The 21,181-nt window shown below is 65.4% G+C and carries 18 protein-coding genes; 5 read left to right on the top strand and 13 right to left on the bottom strand.

What is annotated here, in order from left to right; all coding sequences use genetic code 11:
- Positions 1 to 37: 37 nt before the first annotated feature.
- Positions 38 to 721, top strand: coding sequence for a GntR family transcriptional regulator (locus JQ572_RS04900; protein WP_211381821.1), 684 nt, complete (start codon positions 38 to 40; stop codon positions 719 to 721).
- Between the two features lie 10 nt (positions 722 to 731).
- Here the strand turns inward: JQ572_RS04900 and ybaK are convergent, their stop codons facing one another.
- The 8 genes from ybaK to mobB form a co-directional block, all read right to left on the bottom strand.
- On the bottom strand, positions 732 to 1,205 hold the full coding sequence (ybaK, locus tag JQ572_RS04895) for a Cys-tRNA(Pro) deacylase (protein ID WP_211381820.1): 474 nt from the start codon (positions 1,203 to 1,205) through the stop codon (positions 732 to 734).
- Positions 1,206 to 1,373: 168 nt separating this feature from the next.
- Complete coding sequence (fdhF, locus tag JQ572_RS04890; RefSeq protein ID WP_211381819.1) at positions 1,374 to 4,142, bottom strand: formate dehydrogenase subunit alpha; 2,769 nt, start codon at positions 4,140 to 4,142, stop codon at positions 1,374 to 1,376.
- The gene (locus tag JQ572_RS04885; RefSeq protein ID WP_211381818.1) at positions 4,139 to 5,842 is read right to left on the bottom strand and encodes an NADH-ubiquinone oxidoreductase-F iron-sulfur binding region domain-containing protein; all 1,704 of its coding nucleotides are present in this window, start codon (positions 5,840 to 5,842) and stop codon (positions 4,139 to 4,141) included. Before JQ572_RS04885 ends, fdhF begins: the two co-directional genes overlap by 4 nt.
- Positions 5,843 to 5,995: 153 nt before the next feature.
- Positions 5,996 to 6,277, bottom strand: coding sequence for a hypothetical protein (locus JQ572_RS04880; protein WP_211381817.1), 282 nt, complete (start codon positions 6,275 to 6,277; stop codon positions 5,996 to 5,998).
- Between the two features lie 90 nt (positions 6,278 to 6,367).
- The gene (locus JQ572_RS04875; protein ID WP_211381816.1) at positions 6,368 to 8,020 is read right to left on the bottom strand and encodes an OFA family MFS transporter; all 1,653 of its coding nucleotides are present in this window, start codon (positions 8,018 to 8,020) and stop codon (positions 6,368 to 6,370) included.
- A 318-nt stretch (positions 8,021 to 8,338) separates the two neighbouring features.
- Positions 8,339 to 8,602, bottom strand: a complete 264-nt coding sequence (locus JQ572_RS04870) for a sulfurtransferase TusA family protein (RefSeq protein ID WP_211381815.1) — start codon at positions 8,600 to 8,602, stop codon at positions 8,339 to 8,341.
- A 44-nt stretch (positions 8,603 to 8,646) separates the two neighbouring features.
- Positions 8,647 to 9,903 carry a molybdopterin molybdotransferase MoeA gene (locus JQ572_RS04865; RefSeq protein ID WP_211381814.1) on the bottom strand — a complete coding sequence of 419 codons (1,257 nt, stop codon included), beginning with the start codon at positions 9,901 to 9,903 and terminating at the stop codon, positions 8,647 to 8,649.
- 9 nt (positions 9,904 to 9,912) lie between these two features.
- Positions 9,913 to 10,440: a molybdopterin-guanine dinucleotide biosynthesis protein B gene (gene mobB, locus JQ572_RS04860; RefSeq protein ID WP_211381813.1), complete on the bottom strand. Its 528-nt coding sequence runs from the start codon at positions 10,438 to 10,440 to the stop codon at positions 9,913 to 9,915.
- Between the two features lie 206 nt (positions 10,441 to 10,646).
- On the opposite strand from mobB, the gene fdhD reads away from it, so the two are divergent.
- Entirely contained in the window at positions 10,647 to 11,537 is an 891-nt protein-coding gene (fdhD, locus tag JQ572_RS04855; RefSeq protein ID WP_211381812.1) for a formate dehydrogenase accessory sulfurtransferase FdhD, read from the top strand.
- Positions 11,518 to 12,159 (top strand): molybdenum cofactor guanylyltransferase MobA, encoded by a 642-nt coding sequence (gene mobA / locus JQ572_RS04850; RefSeq protein ID WP_211381811.1) that lies wholly within the window; start codon positions 11,518 to 11,520, stop codon positions 12,157 to 12,159. The genes fdhD and mobA overlap by 20 nt, the downstream gene beginning before the upstream one ends.
- A gap of 6 nt (positions 12,160 to 12,165) precedes the next feature.
- Here the strand turns inward: mobA and JQ572_RS04845 are convergent, their stop codons facing one another.
- From JQ572_RS04845 to JQ572_RS04830, 4 genes are read right to left on the bottom strand one after another with little or no spacing between them, the layout of a single operon-like run.
- On the bottom strand, positions 12,166 to 13,296 hold the full coding sequence (locus JQ572_RS04845) for an FAD-dependent monooxygenase (RefSeq protein ID WP_211381810.1): 1,131 nt from the start codon (positions 13,294 to 13,296) through the stop codon (positions 12,166 to 12,168).
- 48 nt (positions 13,297 to 13,344) lie between these two features.
- Complete coding sequence (locus tag JQ572_RS04840) at positions 13,345 to 15,294, bottom strand: molybdopterin biosynthesis protein (RefSeq protein WP_249128820.1); 1,950 nt, start codon at positions 15,292 to 15,294, stop codon at positions 13,345 to 13,347.
- 13 nt (positions 15,295 to 15,307) lie between these two features.
- The gene (locus JQ572_RS04835) at positions 15,308 to 16,414 is read right to left on the bottom strand and encodes a molybdopterin-binding protein (RefSeq protein WP_211381808.1); all 1,107 of its coding nucleotides are present in this window, start codon (positions 16,412 to 16,414) and stop codon (positions 15,308 to 15,310) included.
- 54 nt (positions 16,415 to 16,468) lie between these two features.
- The gene (locus JQ572_RS04830) at positions 16,469 to 17,299 is read right to left on the bottom strand and encodes an ABC transporter substrate-binding protein (protein ID WP_211381807.1); all 831 of its coding nucleotides are present in this window, start codon (positions 17,297 to 17,299) and stop codon (positions 16,469 to 16,471) included.
- A gap of 397 nt (positions 17,300 to 17,696) precedes the next feature.
- Here JQ572_RS04830 and JQ572_RS04825 point away from each other — a divergent pair, with 397 nt between their 5' ends.
- Both JQ572_RS04825 and JQ572_RS04820 read left to right on the top strand, forming a co-directional pair.
- Positions 17,697 to 18,590, top strand: coding sequence for a helix-turn-helix transcriptional regulator (locus tag JQ572_RS04825; RefSeq protein ID WP_211381806.1), 894 nt, complete (start codon positions 17,697 to 17,699; stop codon positions 18,588 to 18,590).
- Between the two features lie 101 nt (positions 18,591 to 18,691).
- A complete protein-coding gene (locus JQ572_RS04820) occupies positions 18,692 to 19,903 on the top strand; it encodes an ABC transporter substrate-binding protein (protein ID WP_211381805.1) in 1,212 nt (403 codons plus the stop codon).
- A 194-nt stretch (positions 19,904 to 20,097) separates the two neighbouring features.
- Here the strand turns inward: JQ572_RS04820 and JQ572_RS04815 are convergent, their stop codons facing one another.
- Positions 20,098 to 21,075, bottom strand: a complete 978-nt coding sequence (locus JQ572_RS04815) for a TAXI family TRAP transporter solute-binding subunit (protein WP_211381804.1) — start codon at positions 21,073 to 21,075, stop codon at positions 20,098 to 20,100.
- Positions 21,076 to 21,181: the final 106 nt, after the last annotated feature.

Below are 21,181 nucleotides of genomic sequence, written 5' to 3'. Positions count from 1 at the left end.
GGCATCTCTGCATGGGCAGGATGCGCCTCGAGGGACCATGGCCAGACGCCCGGCAAAGACAGGCGGCTCGATCGCGCGCGGCGGCGGCGTGGCGCTCGGCGAAGCCGTGTTCCGTTCGCTCTGCGAGGCGCTGCAAGCCGGTAGCTACCGCGCCGGCGATCGCCTGCGCGAGGAGGAGGTCGCCCAGCGACTGAAGGTCAGCCGCACGCCGGTGCGGGAGGCGCTCGGCCGGCTCGCCGCGCGTGGTTTCGTCGAGCCGGCCGGCGGCCGCGGCGTGATCGTGCGCAACCTCGACATTTCAGAAGTGGTCGAGCTTTACGCCATGCGCGAGATCATGGAAGGCGCGGCCGCGCGCCTGGCCGCCGAGCATGCCTCGACGACGGAGATCGATGCACTCAGGGATATCGAACAGTCTTTTGTTGAATCCTCCGCGACCGACGCGGCCGAGATGGCGCGGCTCAACCGCGCCTTCCACGAAGCCGTCTGCCGCGCCGCGCGCAACCGCTATCTCGACAACGCCTCCCGCGAATTGCAGGACTGGATCGCGCTGCTCGGTCCCACCACCTTCACGGTGACGGGACGCCCATCGACCAGCCACAGCGAGCACCAAATCATCATCGAGGCCATCGCCGCGCGCGACGGCGACAAGGCCGAGCAGCTCGCGCGCGCGCATATCCGCGAGGCGTTACGCTGCCGTCTCAAGCTGTTGCAGAAGCAGTAGAACGCAACGCTCAGGCGATCAAGTCTGCGGCAACCGCGTTCGACACGTCCCGCACATCACCCGGCTTGAGCCGCACCTGCAGTCCGCGCTGGCCGCCATTGACATACACATACTCGTGCGCGAGCGCGATCTGCTCGATCACGACGGGCACCGGTTTCCGCTGCCCGAACGGACTGATGCCGCCGACCTTGAAGCCGGTGAGGCGCTCGGCCTCCGGCGGCTTCATCATTTGCGCGGACTTGCCGCCGACAGCAGCGGCGAGCTTCTTCATCGACACTTCCTGGTCGGACGGAACGATGATGCAGACCGGCTTGCCGTCGACCAGGGCTATCAGCGTCTTCAACACGCGCGCGGGATCCTCAGCCAGGGCAGCCGCCGCCTGGAGGCCGATGCTCTCGGCGTCGGGATCGTAGTCGTAAGCGTGAACGGTGAAGGCGACACCGGCGGCTGTGAGCGCGCGTGTGGCGGGGGTGACTTTCGACATGGATTACGTTTACCACCGTCGTTGCGAGCGGCGAAGCCGGCGCTGTTGGTGATCATGCATTGATGCAGGTGTTTTGACCGACGCCGCAAGTCGTTTCGGCAAGACCGAAAATTCCTCAAGCCTTTCAACCCCTCGCCTACTGTGCATGGGGTTGTTTTTCGCGAATTGCTACTCCGCCGCGTCCCGCATCTCCGCGCGCTCGGCTCTCGCCGCGCAGAACTTGAACTCCGGGATCTTGCCGAACGGATCGAGCGCCGGATTGGTCAGCAGGTTCGCCGCCGCCTCCGCGTAGCAGAACGGCATGAACACCATGTTCTCGGGCACGTCGCGGTCGGAGCGGACCTTGACCTCGACCGCGCCACGGCGGGTCTCCAGGCGAATGAAATCGCCGGGCGCCAGCTTCTTCCTGTGCATGTCCTTTGGCGACATGAACGCAACCGCCTCGGGCTCGATCTGGTCGAGCACCTGGGCGCGGCGCGTCATCGAGCCGGTGTGCCAGTGCTCGAGCACGCGGCCGGTCGAGAGCACCATCGGATATTCGTCGTCGGGGATCTCGTCCGGCGGGATGACGTGAGCCGGCACGATCTTGCCGCGCCCGCTCGCGGTCGGGAATCCGGTCGTGAAGATGATCTCGTTGCCCGGCTTGTCCGGATCGTCCGCCGGATAGGTCACGGCACCTTCGCGCACCAGCCGTTCCCAGCTGATGTTCTTGAGCGACGGCATGAGCTCTGCCATCTCGGTGTAGACATCGCCGGGGCCGGCATAATTCCACGGCAGGCCCATGCGCTTGCCGATCTCCTGGATGATCCAGAGATCCTGCCGCGCATCGCCCGGTGGCTTGATCACCTGGCGCGCGAGCTGCACGCGGCGATCGGTGTTGGTGAAGGAGCCTTCCTTCTCGGCAAAGGCCGAGGCCGGCAGGATGACGTCGGCGTGGAATGCGGTCTCGGTGACGAAGAGGTCCTGCACCACGAGGTGATCGAGCATGGCGAGCGCCTGGCGCGCATGCTGCAGATCGGGGTCGGACATCGCCGGATTCTCACCCTCGATATACATGCCCTTGATCTCGCCGGCGTGGATCGCATTCATGATCTCGACCACGGTCAGGCCGCGGACGGGATCGAGGTCTTGGCCCCACAGCTTCTCGAAGGCCCCGCGCAAATCGTCGCGACCGACCGGCTGATAGTCCGGCAGGAACATCGGGATCAGGCCGGCGTCGGACGCGCCCTGCACGTTGTTCTGTCCGCGCAGCGGATGCAGGCCGGTGCCGGGACGGCCGACCTGGCCGGTGATCAGCGCCAGCGCGATCAGGCAGCGCGCATTGTCGGTGCCGTGAACGTGCTGGCTGATGCCCATGCCCCAGAAGATGATCGACGATTTTGCGCGCGCATAGGTACGCGCCACCTCGCGCAGGGTTTGCGCCGGGACGCCGCAGATCGGCTCCATCTTCTCCGGCGTGAACTCCTTGATCTTCTCCTTGATATCCTCGAAGCCTTCGGTGTAGCCGGCGATGTACTGATCGTCCGTCAGGCCTTCTGTGATGATCGTGTTGATCATCGCGTTCAGCATGGCGACGTCGGAGCCGGGCTTGAATTGCAGATGCTTGGTGGCATGACGCGACAGCGTCTGCCGGCGCGGATCCATCACGAACAGCTTGGCGCCATTCTGCTTGACCGCGTTCTTGATGAAGGTCGCGGCGACCGGATGATTCACGGTCGGATTGGCGCCGATCACGATGATGACCTCGGCGTCCATCGCCGCCGAGAACGGCGCCGACACCGCACCGGAGCTCAGGCCCTCGAACAGCGCGGCGACCGACGAGGCGTGGCACAGACGGGTGCAATGGTCGACATTGTTCGAACCGAAGCCGGTGCGTACCAGCTTCTGGAACAGATAGGCCTCCTCGTTCGAGCCCTTGGCCGAGCCGAAGCCCGCCAGCGCCTTCACGCCGTTGGTGTCGCGGATCTTGACCAGGCCCTTGGCGGCGATGTCGAGCGCTTCCTCCCAGCTCGCTTCACGGAAATGCGTGAAAGGATTGGCCGGATCGACCTGGTCGTTGGAATCCTTCTTCGCATTCGGCAGCCGCACCAGCGGCTTGGTCAGGCGATGCGGATGGTGGATGTAGTCGAAGCCGAAACGGCCCTTCACACAGAGACGATTGTGATTGGCGGGGCCGTCGCGGCCCTCGGCGTAGATCACCTTCTCGTCCTTGACCTCGTAGGTCACCTGGCAGCCGACGCCGCAGAACGGGCAGAGCGAATCCACCTTCTTGTCGGCATAGGTGACGCGCGTCTGCGCCTCGTCCAGCATCACGGCCGGCATCAGCGCGCCGGTCGGACAGGCCTGCACGCATTCGCCGCAGGCAACGCAGGTGGATTCGCCCATGGGATCGTCGAAGTCGAACACGATCTTCGAGCCATGACTGCGATAGGCCATGCCGATGACGTCGTTGACCTGCACCTCGCGGCAGGCGCGCACGCAGAGGCCGCACTGGATGCAGGCATCGAGATTGACGCGCATCGCCGGATGGCTGGCATCGGTCGCCCAGCGCTCGGCGGCAGGGAAGCGGCTCTCGGTGACGCCAGTGGTCTCGGCCCAGTGCCAGAATTTGGATTCCGGATCATGCGAGGTCTCGCGCGCCGGCTGGTCGGCGACGAGCAGCTCCATCACCATCTTTTGCGCCGCGACCGCACGGTGGCTTTCGGACTTCACCTTCATGCCGACCGACGGCGTGCGCTTGCAGGAGGCCGCAAGCACGCGCTCGCCCTCGATCTCCACCATGCAGGCGCGGCAATTGCCGTCGGGGCGATAGTCCGGCGCCGGCGAATAGCACAGATGGGGAATCTCCCGGCCCTGGCGTTTTGCGACTTGCCAGATCGTCTCGCCGGGACTGGCCTCGACCTGCTTGCCGTCAAGCTCGAACGTAATCTTCGTCATTCGGCCGCTTCCTTGAACTCGTCAGGGAAATATTTGATCACGGTGGCAAGCGGATTCGATGCCGCCTGTCCGAGCCCGCAGATCGAGGCATCACGCATCGCCTGGCTCAATTCCTCCAGCAAGGCGCGGTTCCAGACCGGCTGCTGCATCAGCAGCGCCGCCTTCTGGGTTCCGACGCGGCATGGCGTGCACTGGCCGCAGCTTTCGTCCTCGAAGAACTTCATCAGGTTCAGCGCCGCCGCCCGCACGCTGTCCTTCTGCGACAGGATCACGATCGCGGCCGAGCCGATGAAGCAGCCGTATTTCTCCAGCGTGCCGAAATCGAGCGGGATGTCGTCCATCGACGCCGGCAGGATGCCGCCGGACGCGCCGCCCGGCAGGTAAGCATAGAACTGATGGCCGTCGGCCATGCCGCCGCAATATTCGTCGATCAACTCGCGCACGGTGATGCCTGCGGGCGCGAGCTTCATGCCCGGCGTCTTGACGCGGCCTGACACCGAGAAGCTGCGCAGGCCATGACGCTCGTGCCGTCCATGGCCCTTCCACCAGTCAGCGCCCTTCTCGACGATGTCGCGCACCCACCACAGCGTCTCGATGTTGTTGATCAACGTCGGCAGTCCGAACAGGCCGACCTGAAACGGGTAAGGCGGCTTGTGCCGGGGCAGGCCGCGCTTGCCCTCGATGCTTTCCAGCAGCGAAGATTCCTCGCCGCAGATATAGGCACCGGCGCCGCGGCGCATGTGCAACGTCGGGCCGCCCGCGGGCAGCTTCGCGAGCTCGCGCTCGAGGATTTCGCGCGATGCCGGATATTCATCGCGCAGGTAGATGTAGACGTCGGAGGCCTGCACCACATGCGCGCCGATCAGCATGCCCTCGAGAAAGCGATGCGGATCGCTTTCGAGATAGACGCGATCCTTGAACGTGCCGGGCTCGCCCTCGTCGCCGTTGATCGCCATCAACCGCGGCCCGGGCTCGCCCAGCACCGCGCGCCATTTGCGCCCCGTCGGGAAGCCGGCGCCGCCGAGCCCGCGCAGCGAGGCGTCGTCGAGCGCCTTCAGCAGGTCATCCTTCGACAGTTCGCCGGAGCGCACGCGATCGAGCAGCTTGTAGCCGCCGCCGGCGACATAGGCGTCGTAGTCGATATATTTGGGCAGATGCGCGTGGGTGTCGCCGGCCTTCGCGGCGGCCATCACATTTGCGACCGTCGCATGATCGACGAAGTTGTGGCCGACCTCGGCCGCCGGCGCGGTATCGCAGCGCCCGACGCAGGGCGCGCGGACGACACGGATGCCGGGACCCGACGCGCTCTGCAGATCCTCGAGCAGCTTCTCGCCGCCGAGCATCGCGCAAGTCAGCGAATCGCAGACGCGGATCGTCAGCGGCGCGATATCGGGCTCGCCTTCCTTCACGATATCGAAATGCGCGTAGAACGTCGCGGTCTCGAACACCTCGGCGAAGGCGAGATTCATCTCGTCGGCAAGCGCGGCAAGATGCGCGGCCGAGATCTGGTGATATTTGTCCTGGATCAGATGGAGATATTCGATCAGGAGATCGCGCCGCCGCGACCGGTCGCCGAGCAGCTGCTCGATCTCGTGCGCGGCGGTGGGATCGACCTGCCGCCCCTTGGGCGTGGCCTTGGCTCGCTTCCGTCCCTCGCCCGGATGCTCGAACGAGCGGACCTCATGCACGTCGTGGTTCATCGATGAGTCTCGTAAACCTTCTTTAGAACATGTCCAAGTCTAGCTTTTGGCATACCAGATGCCAAGCGAATTCATCCGCTCCGATAAGCATTTAAGGGGCATGCGGCCCAACAAGCCTCACGCCCCCCTACGCAAACTGATCGTGGAACCGGCTCAGGTCTTGTTCATGCACTCTTCGATGTAGAACCAGCGATCGTCGCCGGCGAGGCCCTTGGCTTTCACGTCGGCACGGCAGGCCTTGAGCTTTGGCTTGTTGGCCGCCCACTTCGCCTTCATGTCCTTCAGCTTCTGCATGGTGAGCTTGATCTTGCCAGGCTTGGCCTCGGTCGTCGCGGCTGGTGCGGTGGTCGCAGGTGCCGCCGCGGTTTGCGCGGACGCGGCATGAAGGCTTGCGGCCAGCAGCATGGCGGCAAGGCAGATACGGGTGCGAAGCATAGGAATCCCCCTAGGTCCCATTCTCATTGATCAGCAAGGCGAACACCGCGGGAAGCTGGCGTCAGCCTCCCGCGGGTGGTGGGTTTGCGGTCAGAGGATTTTAACCGCGCTCTCGAGCGTCTTATACACGCCCCACGCCATGGGAACGCCGACGACGAGCCAGAAAATCGCAGCCTTGGCGTCGAGGCCGCCAGTGCCGATTCCGAACGAACCCGTCTGGACAACATTGGCGCCGGCGTTCGCCGCCTGCAACTTCGCGACCTCCGCCTCGCTCATGTACCATTTCGAAGCGACCGGCTTGATCAGGTAGTTGCAGATGATGCCCGCAATCAGCATCGCGCAGAGAATGTACATAGTCGTATTGTATAGCTGGTCACGCGGCACACCCGCCGCGAGCTGGAACTCGCGGATGTAGTTGACCACAACGGGGCCGATGATGCCCGCGGTGGACCACGCCGTCAGCAGCCGGCCGTGGATGGCGCCGACGAACTGGGTCCCGAACATATCGGCGAGATAGGCCGGCACGGTCGCGAAGCCCCCGCCATACATCGACAGGATGACGCCGAAGCCGAGCACGAACAGCAGCTTCGAGCCCATCGCCGCAAAGGTCGGCGCCAGCGCGTAGAGCACGATGCCGAGGATGAAGAACGTATAGTAGGTGTTCTTGCGGCCGATATAGTCCGACAGCGACGCCCAGAAGAAGCGACCGCCGATGTTAAACAATGACAGCAGGCCCGCGAAGCCCGCCGCGATGCCGGCGATGACCGTCTTCTGATCGACCGAGAGCTGACTAAAGGTGAGCTCCGGATGGCCGATCAGCTTTCCGGCGAAGATTTCCTGCAACATCGGAGAGGCCATGCCGATCACACCGATGCCGGCAGACACGTTCAAGCACAGCACCCACCAGATCAGCCAGAACTGCGGCGTCTTGTGCGCGTTGTCCAGGTGAACGTGATGCTCGGAGATCATCGTTTTCTTCTCGCTCGGCGGCGTCCAGCCCTCGGGCTTCCAGCCCGCCGGCGTCACGCGGTAGGCGAACGCGCCGATGGTCATGAAGAAGAAATAGACCACGCCCATGACGACGAAGGCCTGCCACACGCCGACCTCGGTCGATGTCTTGAAGTAGTTGATCAGGAGATTGGCAAACGGTGCGCCGATCATAGCGCCGCCGCCGAAGCCCATGATCGCCATGCCGGTCGCCATGCCGCGGCGATCGGGGAACCATTTGATCAGCGTCGACACCGGCGAGATGTAACCGAGACCAAGGCCGATGCCGCCGATCACGCCGGAGCCGAGCCACATGATCCAGAGCTGATGCAGATAGATGCCGATGGCGCCGAGAATGAGACCGCCGCACCAGCAGATCGCCGCGACGAAGCCGGCCTTGCGCGGACCGACCCGCTCGAGCCAGCCGCCCCAAACAGCGGCCGCAACGCCGAGCACGACGAAGAATAGGGTGAACATCCAGCCGAGGCTCGCGACCTTCCAGTCGCAAGTGGTGGTGAAGAGCTCCTGCCACAGCGACATGTCCGGACAGGCCTTCGGCGCGGTGATGCCGATCGCGCGCGAGAGCGGCAACCAGAACACCGAGAAGCCGTAAGCCATGCCGATGCACAAATGGATGCATAGCGCCGCAGGCGGCACCAGCCAGCGATTGAAGCCGGCCCTCGCAATCGTCCGCTCACGATCAAGAAAGCCGGCGCCAGCGCCTGAAATCGTTCCAGCGCTCTCAATAGTAGCCATACAGTCCTCCCCTAAGCCGCCCTTCTGAGCAGCCTGCCACTAAGATCCTGATCCTCAGCCATCCGCGGTGCAGCCAGCTGTCCCTGCTGCCCCCGCACAATCATCCGACGCGCACCAGGATCGTCACGCGCCTCCGAAAAGTTAACCCCTCGAGCGGGGCTCTATGCCCGATACGACGTGCAAGCTTTGTGTGCGGCCCATTGATCCGCGTATCGCAGACAAGACTCAACCTCCGCGCCCCCACGGAGAAAGTCAATTTGGGCAGAAGCCATGATCGATGTCGATAGACAAAAGGTCGGTATCAACGCGGTAACGCGCTCAAGAACGCAGCGCACCATTGGCGCTGCCTATCGGACCATTCGTCTTTTCTATCAAGAACACGATGCGCGCGTCGTTGCGCTCGGTGATCTCCACCGTGTCGCCGGTCTCCCGAATCAGGTTCGGAATGTCAATCACCGACAGGGGATCCGTGCAGTGCACCTCGAGCTGATCGCCCGGCTGCAATGGTTTGAGTGCCTTGCGTGTCTTCAGGGCGGGCAGCGGGCATTTCAGCCCGGTGAGATCGAGCGTGGTTCTGGTCATGGGCGCAACATGGCGGGGCCGGTCCGTGGCGTCAACGCAACCGGTCAGAGCAGATCGGCATAGGACAGGAAACCTACGCCCTGCCCCGGCTCGACCTTCGTGATCTCCTCGCCGAGTTCGACAAGACCGTCGGTCTCGACCAGCGACGACAACAGCCCGGCGCCTTCGCGCGGGAACTTGACCGCCTCCAGCGCGCCGTCCTCCGCGCGCCGCAGGGAGACGCGAACATATTCGCGGCGGCCGATCTTCTTCTTGTAGGAGAACGACGCGCGCACCGGGATCGACAACAGCGGTTCCGGCAAACCACCCATCAGCGCCAGCGCCGTTGGCCGCACCACATGGACGAAGGTGACGAAACTGGCCACGGGATTGCCGGGCAGGCCGATCAGCGGCGTGCCGCCGATGATACCCATCGCCACGGGACGGCCGGGCTTGATCGCCATCCGCCACAACACCAGCGAGCCGACGCTCTCGACCGCCGCCTTGACGTGATCCTCCTCCCCGGTCGAGACACCGCCGGTGGTGAGGATCAGGTCATGCTTGCTTGCAACCTGCTTCAAGCCATTGGCGAGCGAAGCACGCTCGTCGCGCAGGATGCCGAGGTCGCTAACCTCGCAGCCGAGCCGGCGCAGCATCGCCATCAGCATGAAGCGGTTGGAATCGAACAGCTGCGAGGTCGCGCGCGGCTCGCCCGGCGAAGCCAGCTCGTCGCCGGTCGAGAACACCGCAACGCGGATGCGCCTGACGACGTCGACCCGCATCAGGCCCAACGCCGCGGCGAGCGCGACATGCTGTGGCCGCAGCCGTTGGCCGGCGCGCAGCGCGACGTGCCCTTCGGGAATGTCCTCGCCGGCGGGGCGCACATTGGCACCCGGCTTCAGCCCTGGCGGCAGCACGACCTTGCCGGCCTCATCGATCCGGACATCCTCCTGCATGAAGACGGTCCCGGCCTCCGGTGGCATCGGCGCGCCCGTGAAGATGCGCGCGGTGTGGCCGGGCTTGATGGCGGCCTGTGCAAGGCCGCCGGCCTGGATGCGGCCATCGACCGGCAAGGCGTGTTCTCCGCTTTGCGGAAGGTCCGCATTGCGCACGGCGTACCCGTCAACTGCCGAGTTCGTGAAGGGCGGCAGCGGTAGCGGCGCAGCGACGTCGCGCGCCAGAACCCGCCCATCGGCATCCACGAGCGCCACGGTTTCGAGATCGGCAATCGCGTTGACACGCGTCGTGATCAGACCAACGGCCTCGTCGACCGACATCATCGGTCCACCGAACGCAAAACAATCGTCCGACAATTGCGCCATGGTGCCTCGTCAGCGCAGCGCGGCGCTTTTTGCGACCGCTTCCTCGACCGGCATCGCCGCGGCCAGCAGCAATGCCGCGGCAGCCTCGATATCATCGAGATGGACGGTCGGCAGCCGCGATTCAATGGCGATGTCGGCCACGATCCCGAAAATTCCGGGATCGTCGGGAAACAGCAACGGCTTGCCGTTGGCGGCGCGGTGCACCTCGATCTTGCGATGCGGCTCGCGCTTGAAGCCTTCGACCACGACCAGATCGACCGCTGACAGCTTGCTCAACAGTTCCGGCAGCCGCGGCTCGGCTGCGCCGCGCAACTCGTGCATCAGCGCCCAACGGTTCGACGAGGCCACCAGCACCTCAGCCGCGCCGGCCTCGCGATGGCGCCAGGAATCCTTGCCGGGGACGTCGACGTCGAACTGGTGATGCGCATGCTTGATGACGGAGACGCGCAGGCCCTGCGCGCTGAAATGCGGGATCAGCCGCGTCAACAGCGTGGTCTTGCCCGCACCGCTCCAGCCTGCAAGGCCGATGACTTTCATAACCTCTCGATCTCCGCCAACGACGCACCTGCCGATGGAACCTCCGGCCTTTCCCCGTCATTGCGAGCGTAGCGAAGCAATCCCGACTGCCACCGCGGAAGACTCTGGATTGCTTCGCTGCGCTCGCAATGACGACAGGAGCCATTTCGCTTTCCGCCAGCATGCTTATATCGGCTTGACCCGAATGTCATGCTAACGTCGCGGCCATGATGAAGATCGACAAAGCCCCGGTGCCCCTGATCCTCCCGAATCCCGGCGATCCGCGCTTGACCCAGAGCGTGACCGGCACGGACCAGTCCGGCGCCAGGGTCGAGATCAAGGTACCGATGGAGCGGCCGCTGACGCTCTACCTGAATTCGCAGGAGATCGTCACCATGATGACGATCGGCGACTATCCGGAATATCTGGCGCTGGGCTATTTGCTCAACCAGAACATGCTGAAATACAACGACGAGGTCACCGAGGTCGAATACGACGACGACCTCCAGGTGGTCGTGGTGCGCACCACACACCACACCAATTTCGAAGCCAAGCTGAAGAAGCGCACGCAGACCTCGGGCTGCGCGCAGGGCACCGCCTTCGGCGACCTGCTCGAAGCAGTCGAGAGCGTCGCGCTGCCGAAGGCCGAGCTGCGCACCTCCTGGCTCTACCAGATGACGCAGACTATCAACACCATGCCCTCGCTCTATCTGGAGGCCGGCGCGATCCATGGCTGCGTGCTGGGCAGGGAGGGCGAACCGCTCTGCTACACCGAGGACGTCGGCCGCCACAATGCCGTCGACAAGATCGCGGGCTGGATGTACCGCCACGGCGTCGATGCGTCCGACAAGATCCTCTACACAACGGGACGGCTCACCTCGGAGATGGTGATCAAGACGGTGCGAATGGGGATTCCGATCCTGGTGTCGCGCTCCGGCTTCACCGCCTGGGGCGTCGACCTCGCAAGACAAGTCGGGCTGACACTCGTCGGTCGCACCCGCGGCAAGCGCTTCATCGCGCTCGCGGGCGAGGAGCGCATCGTCTACGACCAGAACCTCGCTTACGTCGAGGAAGAATCCGCAAAGCACAAGCGCAAGGGTGAAGGTGGTGACGACTGATCTTCCTCCGACGCAAGGCGTCCTGCTCGCCGGTGGCTTGGCGCGGCGCATGGGCGGCGGCGACAAGCCGATGCGGACCATCGGCGGCCGTACCATCCTGGAGCGCGTGATTGCGCGCCTTGCCCCCCAATGCAGCGGACTGATCCTCAACGCCAATGGCGATCCCGCACGCTTCGTCGCGTTCGGCTTGCAGGTCGTCCCCGATGAGGTACCCGGCTTCCCCGGCCCGCTCGCCGGCATCCTCGCCGCGCTCGACTGGACCGCCACGAACCGGCCGGGGGTCGAATGGGTGCTGAGCGCCGCCGGCGACTGCCCCTTCCTGCCGCGCGATCTGGTTGCGCGCTTGCATGAAGAACGCATCGCGGCCAATGCCGAGCTCGCGGTCGCGGCATCAGGCGACCAGTCGCATCCCGTGATCGGGCTGTGGCGCGTCTCCTTGCGCAATGAGCTGCGCCATGCGCTGGTCGTCGAGGACCTCCGAAAGATCGACCGCTGGACCGCGCGCTATCCACTGGCGACGGTGACCTGGCCGGCCGAGCCGCTCGATCCGTTCTTCAATGCCAACACGGTCGAGGACATCGCCGACGCAGAGCGGCTGGCGGCGCTGGATGCGGCGTCCTAATCCAGCTCAGGCCGCCAGCGGCACGGTCCACGCATCGTAGCCATAGACCCAGCTCGTATCGGTCCGCTGCTTCAGCCAGATATTGGCGCGCGAGGTTTCCTGCACCCGCGTTGTCCGCTCCTTGCGGGTCGCCTCGAACCGACGGAAGGCATCTGCGACGCCGTCACGGTCGACGCCGTCGAGACAGCGCGACAGCACGGCGGCATCCTCGATCGCCATGGCCGCGCCCTGCGCCATGTAGGGCGTCATCGGATGGCAGGCATCGCCGAGCAGCGTCACCTTGCCGTCGACCCATCGCTCCAGTGCGTCGCGGTCCATGATCGCCCATTTGTGGACATCGGGACAGGCGGCCAGCACCTGTCCGACCTGCGGATGAAAGCCTTCGAACGAGGCGCGCAGATCGCGCACGTCGCCCTTCGCGGACCAGGACTCGATGCGGAAATCCGGTTCGGGCTGACTGGTGACGAGATAGACCTCGCTGCGATCGGGCTTGACGTAATAGATCACGATGTGGCGGTCCTCGCCCCACCATTTCGTGCAGTCGTCGATCTTTTCACCGCCAAGCAGCGTGGCGGGATAGGTGGTGCGATAAGCGATGCGGCCGGTGAATTTGACCGGCGCGGTGTCGAACAGGATGTCGCGCACGGCTGAATGCACGCCGTCAGCGCCGACCACGGCATCGGCGACTACGCTTGTGCTGTTTGCGAAAGTGAGCCGGACGCCTTCTCCTGTCTCGTCGAGACCGACGAGCTTGTGGCTGAGCTTGATGCTCGCGTCCGGCACCACGCTCGCCAGCGCCGCATGCAAATCGCCGCGATGGGCCAGCAGATAGGGCGCGCCGAACTTCTCTTCCGCGCTCTCGCCAAAAATCATGTCGAACTTGATATCGCCGCTGCGCCAGTCGCGGTTGTTCCAGGAGCGCGGGTAGAAGCAGTGCTCGCGCATCCGCGCTTCCAGTCCGAGCGCGCGCAGGACCTTCATCGCGTTGCAGCCAATCTGGATGCCGGCGCCGATGCGCGCAAATTGGGAGGCCTGCTCGTAGACCGTCACGTCGATGCCGGCGCGCTGGAGCGCTGCGGCAGTTGCTAGCCCACCCATGCCGGCACCGACGATCGCAACCGAAAGCGGCCTCGCCATCGCGTCCCCCACCCTGTCGCGCGGCTTGAGTGCCGCATCGTCGTGACTCTAAGCCGGCCTGAAGCCAGCACGCTCCAGCGCCACGCGAGCCTCATTCGAGCCGAGTGCGTCCAGAAAGGCCTGCGCCGCCGGCCGCTGCCTGCGCGCCGTCACCAGCGCGAAGTCATAATGCTCCTCCGCGAGCGGGATGAAACCGAGGCGGGCCGCATGGGCGACCGGCGCAATGGTCATGCCCCAGTCGGCACGGTGCTGTACGACGGCCGCGGCAACGGCGTTGTGGGAGCGCGGCTGGTTCCAATAGCCTTCCGGGCGCGCGCCGCCGAGCAGCCGGTCGATCAGGATGCGCGTGCCGGCACCCTGGTTGCGGTTGACCATGATGCAGGCAGGGTCCGCGAGCGCGGCAGCGACGCCCTGCTTCGCGCTGAGGCCCTCGAAACGCTTGTCGCCTTTCCGGAACACGATGCCCTGCATCCGCCGCCAGCCCGGCACGAGTTCGAGCCCCTCGACCAGATAGGGCGTGTTGTAAGTCTCGGTCTTGTCGTCGAACAAATGGATCGGCGCGAGATCGCACTCGCCCCGTTTCGCCGCCGCAAGCCCGCCGAGGCTGCCGACCGCGATAGAGCGCACGGTCAGCCCGGCATGCGCAAGCTGTGCGGTGACGAGGTCGAGGCCGGTGCAATGGCTGCCGACGATGACGAGATCGGGCACCCGCACATGCGGCGTGAACAGCGTCACCTCGGCTTTGGTCCCGGCGGGCATCTGGTCGGCGAGCGCGTCGATGCGCAGAAAACCGTCGGCCTGCGCAAAGGACGTGATTGCACCGGATCCCTTGCCGGAGGGATAGGCGATCAAGCCGTCCTTGCCGTCCACCAGCGAGACCATGACGAATTCGGTGCGACCGAGCTCGGAAGCGATGCGCACCGGCACAGTCGCGCTCACTTTCGCATCGGAGCGCGGCGGCAATCCGGCCATCCTGCGCAGCACCGGCACGATCATGTCGTGGAAGGTGAACATCGCCGAGGTCGGAAAGCCCGGCAGGATCACCACCGGCTTGCCGTCGCACACCGCAAGGCACAGCGGCTTGCCGGGCTTGAGCGCAACGCCATGCGCGATGATGCCGGGCTTGCCGAGCCGGCCGATGATGCGATGGGACAGATCGCCTGCGCCTTTCGAGGTGCCGCCGGAGAGCACCAGCATATCGGCGTCCGCCAGCGCGCGCCGCATCGCGGCTTCGAGCTTGGCTTCATCGTCCGGAATCGCGCCGAGGAAAATCGCCTCGCCGCCGTTCTCGTCGATCGCGGCCGCGACGATCGCGCCGTTGGTGTCGTAGATCGCAGCCGGCGCGAGCGCTTCGCCGGGTTGGACCAGTTCGTCACCGGTCGAGATCACAGCGACGCGCGGCTTGCGCGCGATGATCACCTCGGCAATGCCGCAGGCCGCCAGCATGCCGATCTCGCGCGAGCCGATGACGGTGCCGGCGCGCAGCAGCGCTTCGCCGCGCGCGATGTCGGATCCTGCATAGGAAACGAATTGCCCGGGAGACGCAGCACGACGGACCTCGATTGCGTCAAGGCCGGCCGGCTGGGTGTGCTCCACCATGACCACGGCATCGGCACCGCGCGGCAGCGGGCCACCGGTCGCGATCGGTGTTGCGGTTCCCGCCGCCACTTGCAGCACTGGCGCCGTGCCGCAGTGAATGGTCTCGCCGTTCAGCCCGAGGCGAACCGGTGCGCCTATGCCGGCCGCTGCAAGGTCCGCCGAGCGCACCGCAAAGCCGTCGACGTTGGAACGGTCGAACGGCGGCACGTCGATCGGCGCCGTGATGTCTTCAGCGAGCGCCGCGGCGAGCGCAGCATCGAGCTTGCGCGCTTCGCTCGGAAGCGCGCGTGGGAACAACGCCGCTTCGAAGCGCGCCAGGGCCTCCTCGCGGGAGAGGATCTTGAGGAACTGCTCCTGTTCGAGCGCGCCGTGGACCTGTGATTGCGTGATCATCGTCATGCCGGAATCCATATCACTCCCGCATCAGATAGGCATCGACCGGCGCGCTCGCCGCAAATCCTTCGTCGCTGGCGGGAATGAGCAGCCATGCATCCGCGCGGGCAATTGCCTGCAGCGGCCATTCGCCTACCGCAAGCGGCACCCAGGCATGATGTTCCTCGGCCAGCAGGGCGATTTCAGCGATGCCGACACCGGATGCGATTTTTCGCGCGAGCGGCAAGGTCATCCGGCGGCGCGGCCTGCGCGCCGACAGACGATCGACGAGCGGAAGCGCGAGCGCGAGCCAGACCGCGAGCGCATGGTCAGGCGAGCCGGGCAAGGCGACGACAGGAACCTTTCCGAGCCGCCCGACGGCGGCGGTGCGTCCAGGCTGCAGGGCAAGGCCATGGGCAATCAAATCACCACGCCTGGCCAGCGCGGTGACCGCCGCATCCTTGCGGCCGACGCCGCTGCCACCGATCGTCAGCAGGAGATCGCAGGAGGAAGCATCGAGCGCCTCCGCAATCGACGCAGCATCACGGCCGCCGGCGGTATGCATCGTCACATCCAGGCCCACCGGGCGCGCGACCTCGGCGATCAAATACGCCGTTGCCATTGCATCGGGCACGTTGACGATGCGCAGCCGCGGCCGCCGCACGCTGAATTTTGTTAGACCCGCGACGCGCGCGACAAGCAGGTCGGCCGCACCGATCGGATCCCCTTCTGCGCCGGCGGGTGCGCTGTTCGCGATGTCACTGCCGGCACGCCTGACGCCCTGCCCCGGCACGCCCTCCGCCAGTACCTGGGCGAGCGGACCGGACATCTCGACGGCGTCGGCGTCGAGCACACAGTCGCATCCCGCCGGCATCGCGTCGCCGGCATCGACCCAGGCGGGCGCCATCGGCAGGAGCAGCGGTGAATAGGAGGACGCGCCGACCAGATCGTTGGCGCATAATGCCCAGCCATCCGCAGTGGTAATGTCGCGCGGCGGATAGGCCGCAAGCAGCGGCGTCCCAGCCGCGACGCAGCCGGCGGCGTCGGTCAGCGGCAATTCGACCGGTGCGACGGGATCAAGCCCGTTCAGCAACGTGGCGAGCGCGGTGTCGAGCGGCGTCAGCGATGGCGGCAGGCGCTGGGTCATGCGGCATGATGGACCATGCATCGTCCGTTTTGGCAACCGAGGGCGATGCGGAGGTCAGCCGCCCGACTTGTCCGCATTGGGGAAGAACAGCTGCTGGCCGTCGACCTTGTAGCGGGCGATCGTGGCCTGCCCCTCCGGCGAGATCAGCCAGTCGACGAATGTCTGCCCCAGTTCCTTCTTCACGTTCGGAAATTTGTCCGGGTTCACCAGCATCACGCCGTATTGGTTGAGCAGACGCTTGTCGCCTTCGACGACGACGTCGAGATCGCCGCGCTCCCTGAACGCGATCCAGCTGCCGCGGTCGGACAGCACATAGGCGTTCGCCGTGCGCGCGGCCTCGAGGGCGGCAGTCATGCCCTGCCTGGCTTCGCGATACCAGGCGCCCTTGGTGCTCGCGATGTCGATGCCGGCGACGATCCAGAGCGCGAGCTCGGCGGCATGGGTGCCGGAGCGATCGCCGCGCGTCACGAACGGCGCGCCCTTGGCCTCGATAGCCTTCAGCGCGGTCGCGATATCCTTGCCTTTCACGCCGGCGGGGTCGCTCTTCGGCCCGATCAGCAGATAGTCGTTGTACATCACGTCGAAGCGCTTTGCGCCAAAACCGTCGGCGACGAATTTCTCCTCCTGCGGCCGCGCATGCATCAGCACGACATCAACCTCCCCCCTTCGCGGTCCGTCGAGCACCTCATCGGCACGCCGTGCGATTACGGTCACCTCGATGCCGGTCTTGTCGTGGAAGATCGGCAGCAGGTAGTCGAGCAGGCCGGATTCCTGCGTCGATGTCGTCGTGGCCAGGACGATCGCGCGGTCCTCGGCGGATGACGCCGCCACGCCCGCGACGAGGCCGCAGAGAAGTGCGAAGGCAACGGACAGTCGAACGGCCATGAGCGGGTTCCATTGGAGACGGCGCGATCATGATGAGCGATTGCGCCGCGCTCATGACGCATCTGCCCATCGGCGGAAGCAACAAAAGATAGAGCGCAAATCGGATTACCACCGGCAACAGGCTTTTTACCGTGCACCCGATCGCGATGTGGCGGGGTGCCGGGAAATCTCGGCAACCAATCAACCGGCACGTTGGTTGCGAGGAAAAGCGCGACGTCCGCAAGGCCCGCACCATTCGAGCGCTGCAGATTGTAAACCCAATGCGAAATCACTGATCAGCATCTGTTGCAAAGCAGCGAGATGATCGGGCATGGTTCGCGCGGACCGAAATAGAACTGCAGAATTCCACCTGCGACGAATGTCCAAAAAGAAGCAAGAATTTGCATAGGAATGCAGGATGGAATTCCTGACGACCAGCGAAGCCGCCGACTATCTTCGGCTCGGCGAACGCAAGCTTTACGAACTCGTCACCACCGGCGCGATCCCTTGCACCAAGGTGACCGGAAAGTGGCTCTTCCCGCGGCATGAGCTCGACCTCTGGGTGCTGTCGGGCCTTGCGCGTCCGGCCGGCATGCTGATCGCGGAGCCGCCGCCGGTCGTGGGCGGCAGCCAGGACGAGCTCCTGGACTGGAGCCTGCGCGAATCCGGCTCGGGCCTGGGATCGATGAGCGAGGGCAGCGCGCGCGGGCTCGAGCGGCTGCAGCGCGACGAGGTGATGGCCGTGGCGGTGCACTTCCACAGCCTGGATGCGGCCGAGAATCTCGCCCGCGATGCCAGCGTCGAAGCGCTGCGGGCCGCTCCTGACCTGCATGATGCATTGCTGGTCGCGTTCGTGCGCCGCGAGCAGGGCCTCGTGCTGCCGCCGGGCAATCCCAAGCGGCTGCGCGGCCTGTCTGACGTGCTCGCGCTCGGTGCCAGGATGGCGATGCGGCAGCAAGGCACGGGCGCGCAGATGCTGCTCGACGTGCTGCTCAAGCGCACCGGCGCCTCGACGCGGGATTTGCGACGGATCGAGACGCCCGCCCTGACCGGGCCGGATCTCGCCGAAGTGGTCCGCGCGGGCCAAGCCGATTGCGGAATCGCGACGCGCGCGGCGGCGCGCTCGGCCGGTCTCGATTTCGTGCCGCTGGTCTGGGAGAACCTCGATCTTGCGATGCGGCAGCGCAGCTATTTCCGCCCCGCCATGCAGGCCCTGATCCGGTTCCTCGGCGAAAAACGATTGCGCCAGCGCGCCGAGGAGCTGACCGGCTACGACCCCTCGCCCGCCGGGCAAATCCGCTTCGCGGCCTGACGTTGACGCCCGCCCCAAAATAGTTGCAAAAGAAACCAATTCAGCCGGGCCATACCCGGCCAGCAACACCGGCCAACGCGCCGGACCAGGGGAGGACAAACGTGAAGCCAACGAGATTTGGACTGCCGGTCGCGGCCGCCTTCGCAGCGCTGTTGCCGGGTGCCGCAATGGCGCAGGTTTCCGACGACATCGTCAAGATCGGCGTGCTCACCGACATGAACGGTCCGGCCTCGGCGCCGACCGGCCAGGGCTCGGTGACGGCGGCGCAGATGGCGATCGACGATTTCGGCGGCAAGGTTCTCGGCAAGCCGATCAGCATCGTGATCGGCGACCACCAGCTCAAGGCCGACATCGGCGGCGGCATCGCGCGGCGCTGGTACGACGTCGACCAGGTCGATCTGATCGTCGACGTCCCGGTCTCCGCGGTCGGGCTCGCGGTGCAGAACGTCGCCACCGAGAAGAAGCGACTGTTCATCACCCACTCCACCGGCACCGCCGATTTCCACGGCAAGTTCTGCTCGCCCTATGCGATCCAGTGGGTGTTCGACACCCGCGCGCTCGCGGTCGGCACCGCGGACGCGGTGGTCAAGCGCGGCGGCGACAGCTGGTTCTTCATCACCGACGACTATGCTTTCGGCCATTCGCTGGAGCGCGACGCCTCCAGCGTCGTCACCGCCAGTGGCGGCAAGGTGCTGGGCTCGGTGCGGCCGCCGCTGGCAACGCCGGATCTATCATCGTTCGTGCTCCAGGCGCAGGCTTCCAAGGCCAAGATCATCGGCATTGCGGCAGGCCCCCCAAACAACATGAACGAGATCAAGACCGGCTCGGAGTTCGGCGTATTCAAGGGCGGCCAGCAGATGGCGGCGCTGCTGGCGCTGATCACCGACATCCACGGCCTCGGTTTGCAGGCAGCCCAGGGCCTGCTGCTGACGACCTCGTTCTACTGGGACATGGACGACAAGACCCGCGAATGGTCGAAGCGCTATTTCGCCAAGATGAACAAGATGCCGACGATGTGGCAGGCCGGCGTCTATTCCAGCGTGATGCACTATCTCAACGCCATCAAGGAGACCGGCACCGACGATCCGCTCAAGGTCGCCGCCAAGATGCGCGAAAAGCCGATCGAGGATTTCTTCGCCCGCAACGGCAGACTGCGCGAGGACAATCTGATGGTGCACGATCTCTGGCTGGTGCAGGTGAAGACGCCGGAGGAGAGCAAATATCCGTGGGACTATTACAAGATCCTTGCGACGATCCCCGGCGACAAGGCGTTCGGTCCGCCGGACCCGGCGTGCGCGATGGTGAAGAAGTGACGGCGTAGCCGCGCTGACGGTGTACCCTCTCCCCTTGCGGGAGAGGGTGGATTCGCGAAGCGAAGCCGGGTGAGGGATTGTCTCCGCGAGCGCCCATCTCGCAGCTGAATTACCGGAGAGGTACCCCTCATCGGCGCTTCGCGCCACCTTCTCCCACAAGAAGGGAGAAGGGAAGTAAGCGGAGGCGCGGTGTCCTACTTCACCACGCCGATCTCGCGAAAATATTTCATCACGCCGGGATGGATCAGCTCCGGCTTCGGCGCCGCGGCGACGGTGTTTGCCGCGGTGGTCTCGCAGGCCTGAGCGAGCTTCTTGCAGAAATTCGCCTCGATACCGTGCAGCGTCTTGGCGAGGCGATAGGCGACATCGTCCGGCAGATCCTCCCGCGTCAGCACAAAGCTCCAGGAACCGAGCGAGCCGATCGGCTCGGCCTGCTTCGGGTAGGAGCCGGCCGGCACGGTCAGCGGCTTGAGGAACGCATGCTTGGCGCGGATGCGCGTGATCTCGTCCGCGCTGGGCGCGATGAAGCGCGCGCCGGATGGGCTCGAGGCCACCGCGGCAAAGCCGGGCCAGCCGATGCCGGCGCCCCAGAGCGCTGCGACACGCCCATCCTCGACCATCGCGGGGCCGTCGCCGGCGCGGTCGAGATAGACAGCCTTGAAATCCTCGTCCTGCTTCAACCCGAGGCCATCGAGCACATAGCGCGCCAGGATCGGCAGGCCGGAGCCCTTGGCGCCGAACGCCACCGGTTGTCCGACGAGATCTGCAATCGTCTTGTAGGGGCTGTCCGCGCGCACCACGAACATGCCGGGGTTGGAATAGATCGCGGTGAGAATCCTCAGCCGTACCGGCGCACGCCCGATGCCGGCGAAGGCTTCATAGGCCGGCTCGCCCGCGACCAGAGCGAGATCGAGCTCGCCTTTCTCCAGCAGCGGAATGTTCTCGTTGCTGCCCCTGGTGTTGCGCGGCGCGATGGTGGTTTGCGGATCGGCCGCGTTCATCATGTCCGCGAAGGCGTTGCCATAGAGCGGAAAGCCGCCGCCGGGCGTCGCGGTGCCCAGGCTTATCTTGAGGCCGGGTGTCGTGGTCGGAATGGCGCTGCCTCCGGTTTGAGCGGCGGCGGGGCTCAACAGCAGCGCCGCGCCGAGAAGGAAAACAAAAGCGAATCTCATGGTCGTTCCCGGCCGCCCCGCGTCAACATCGACGTCCGACGATGTAGGCAGGAAGCGGTTTTTGTGAAAGCATGTCACCCAACGACAATAGAACAACGGGAGGCTT

This window comes from Bradyrhizobium sp. SZCCT0153, from assembly GCF_018129995.1.
GTDB classification, from domain to species: domain Bacteria; phylum Pseudomonadota; class Alphaproteobacteria; order Rhizobiales; family Xanthobacteraceae; genus Bradyrhizobium; species Bradyrhizobium japonicum_G.
The sequence above is the reverse complement of the archived record's forward strand: the minus strand, read 5'-3'. Positions and strand labels throughout refer to the sequence as shown.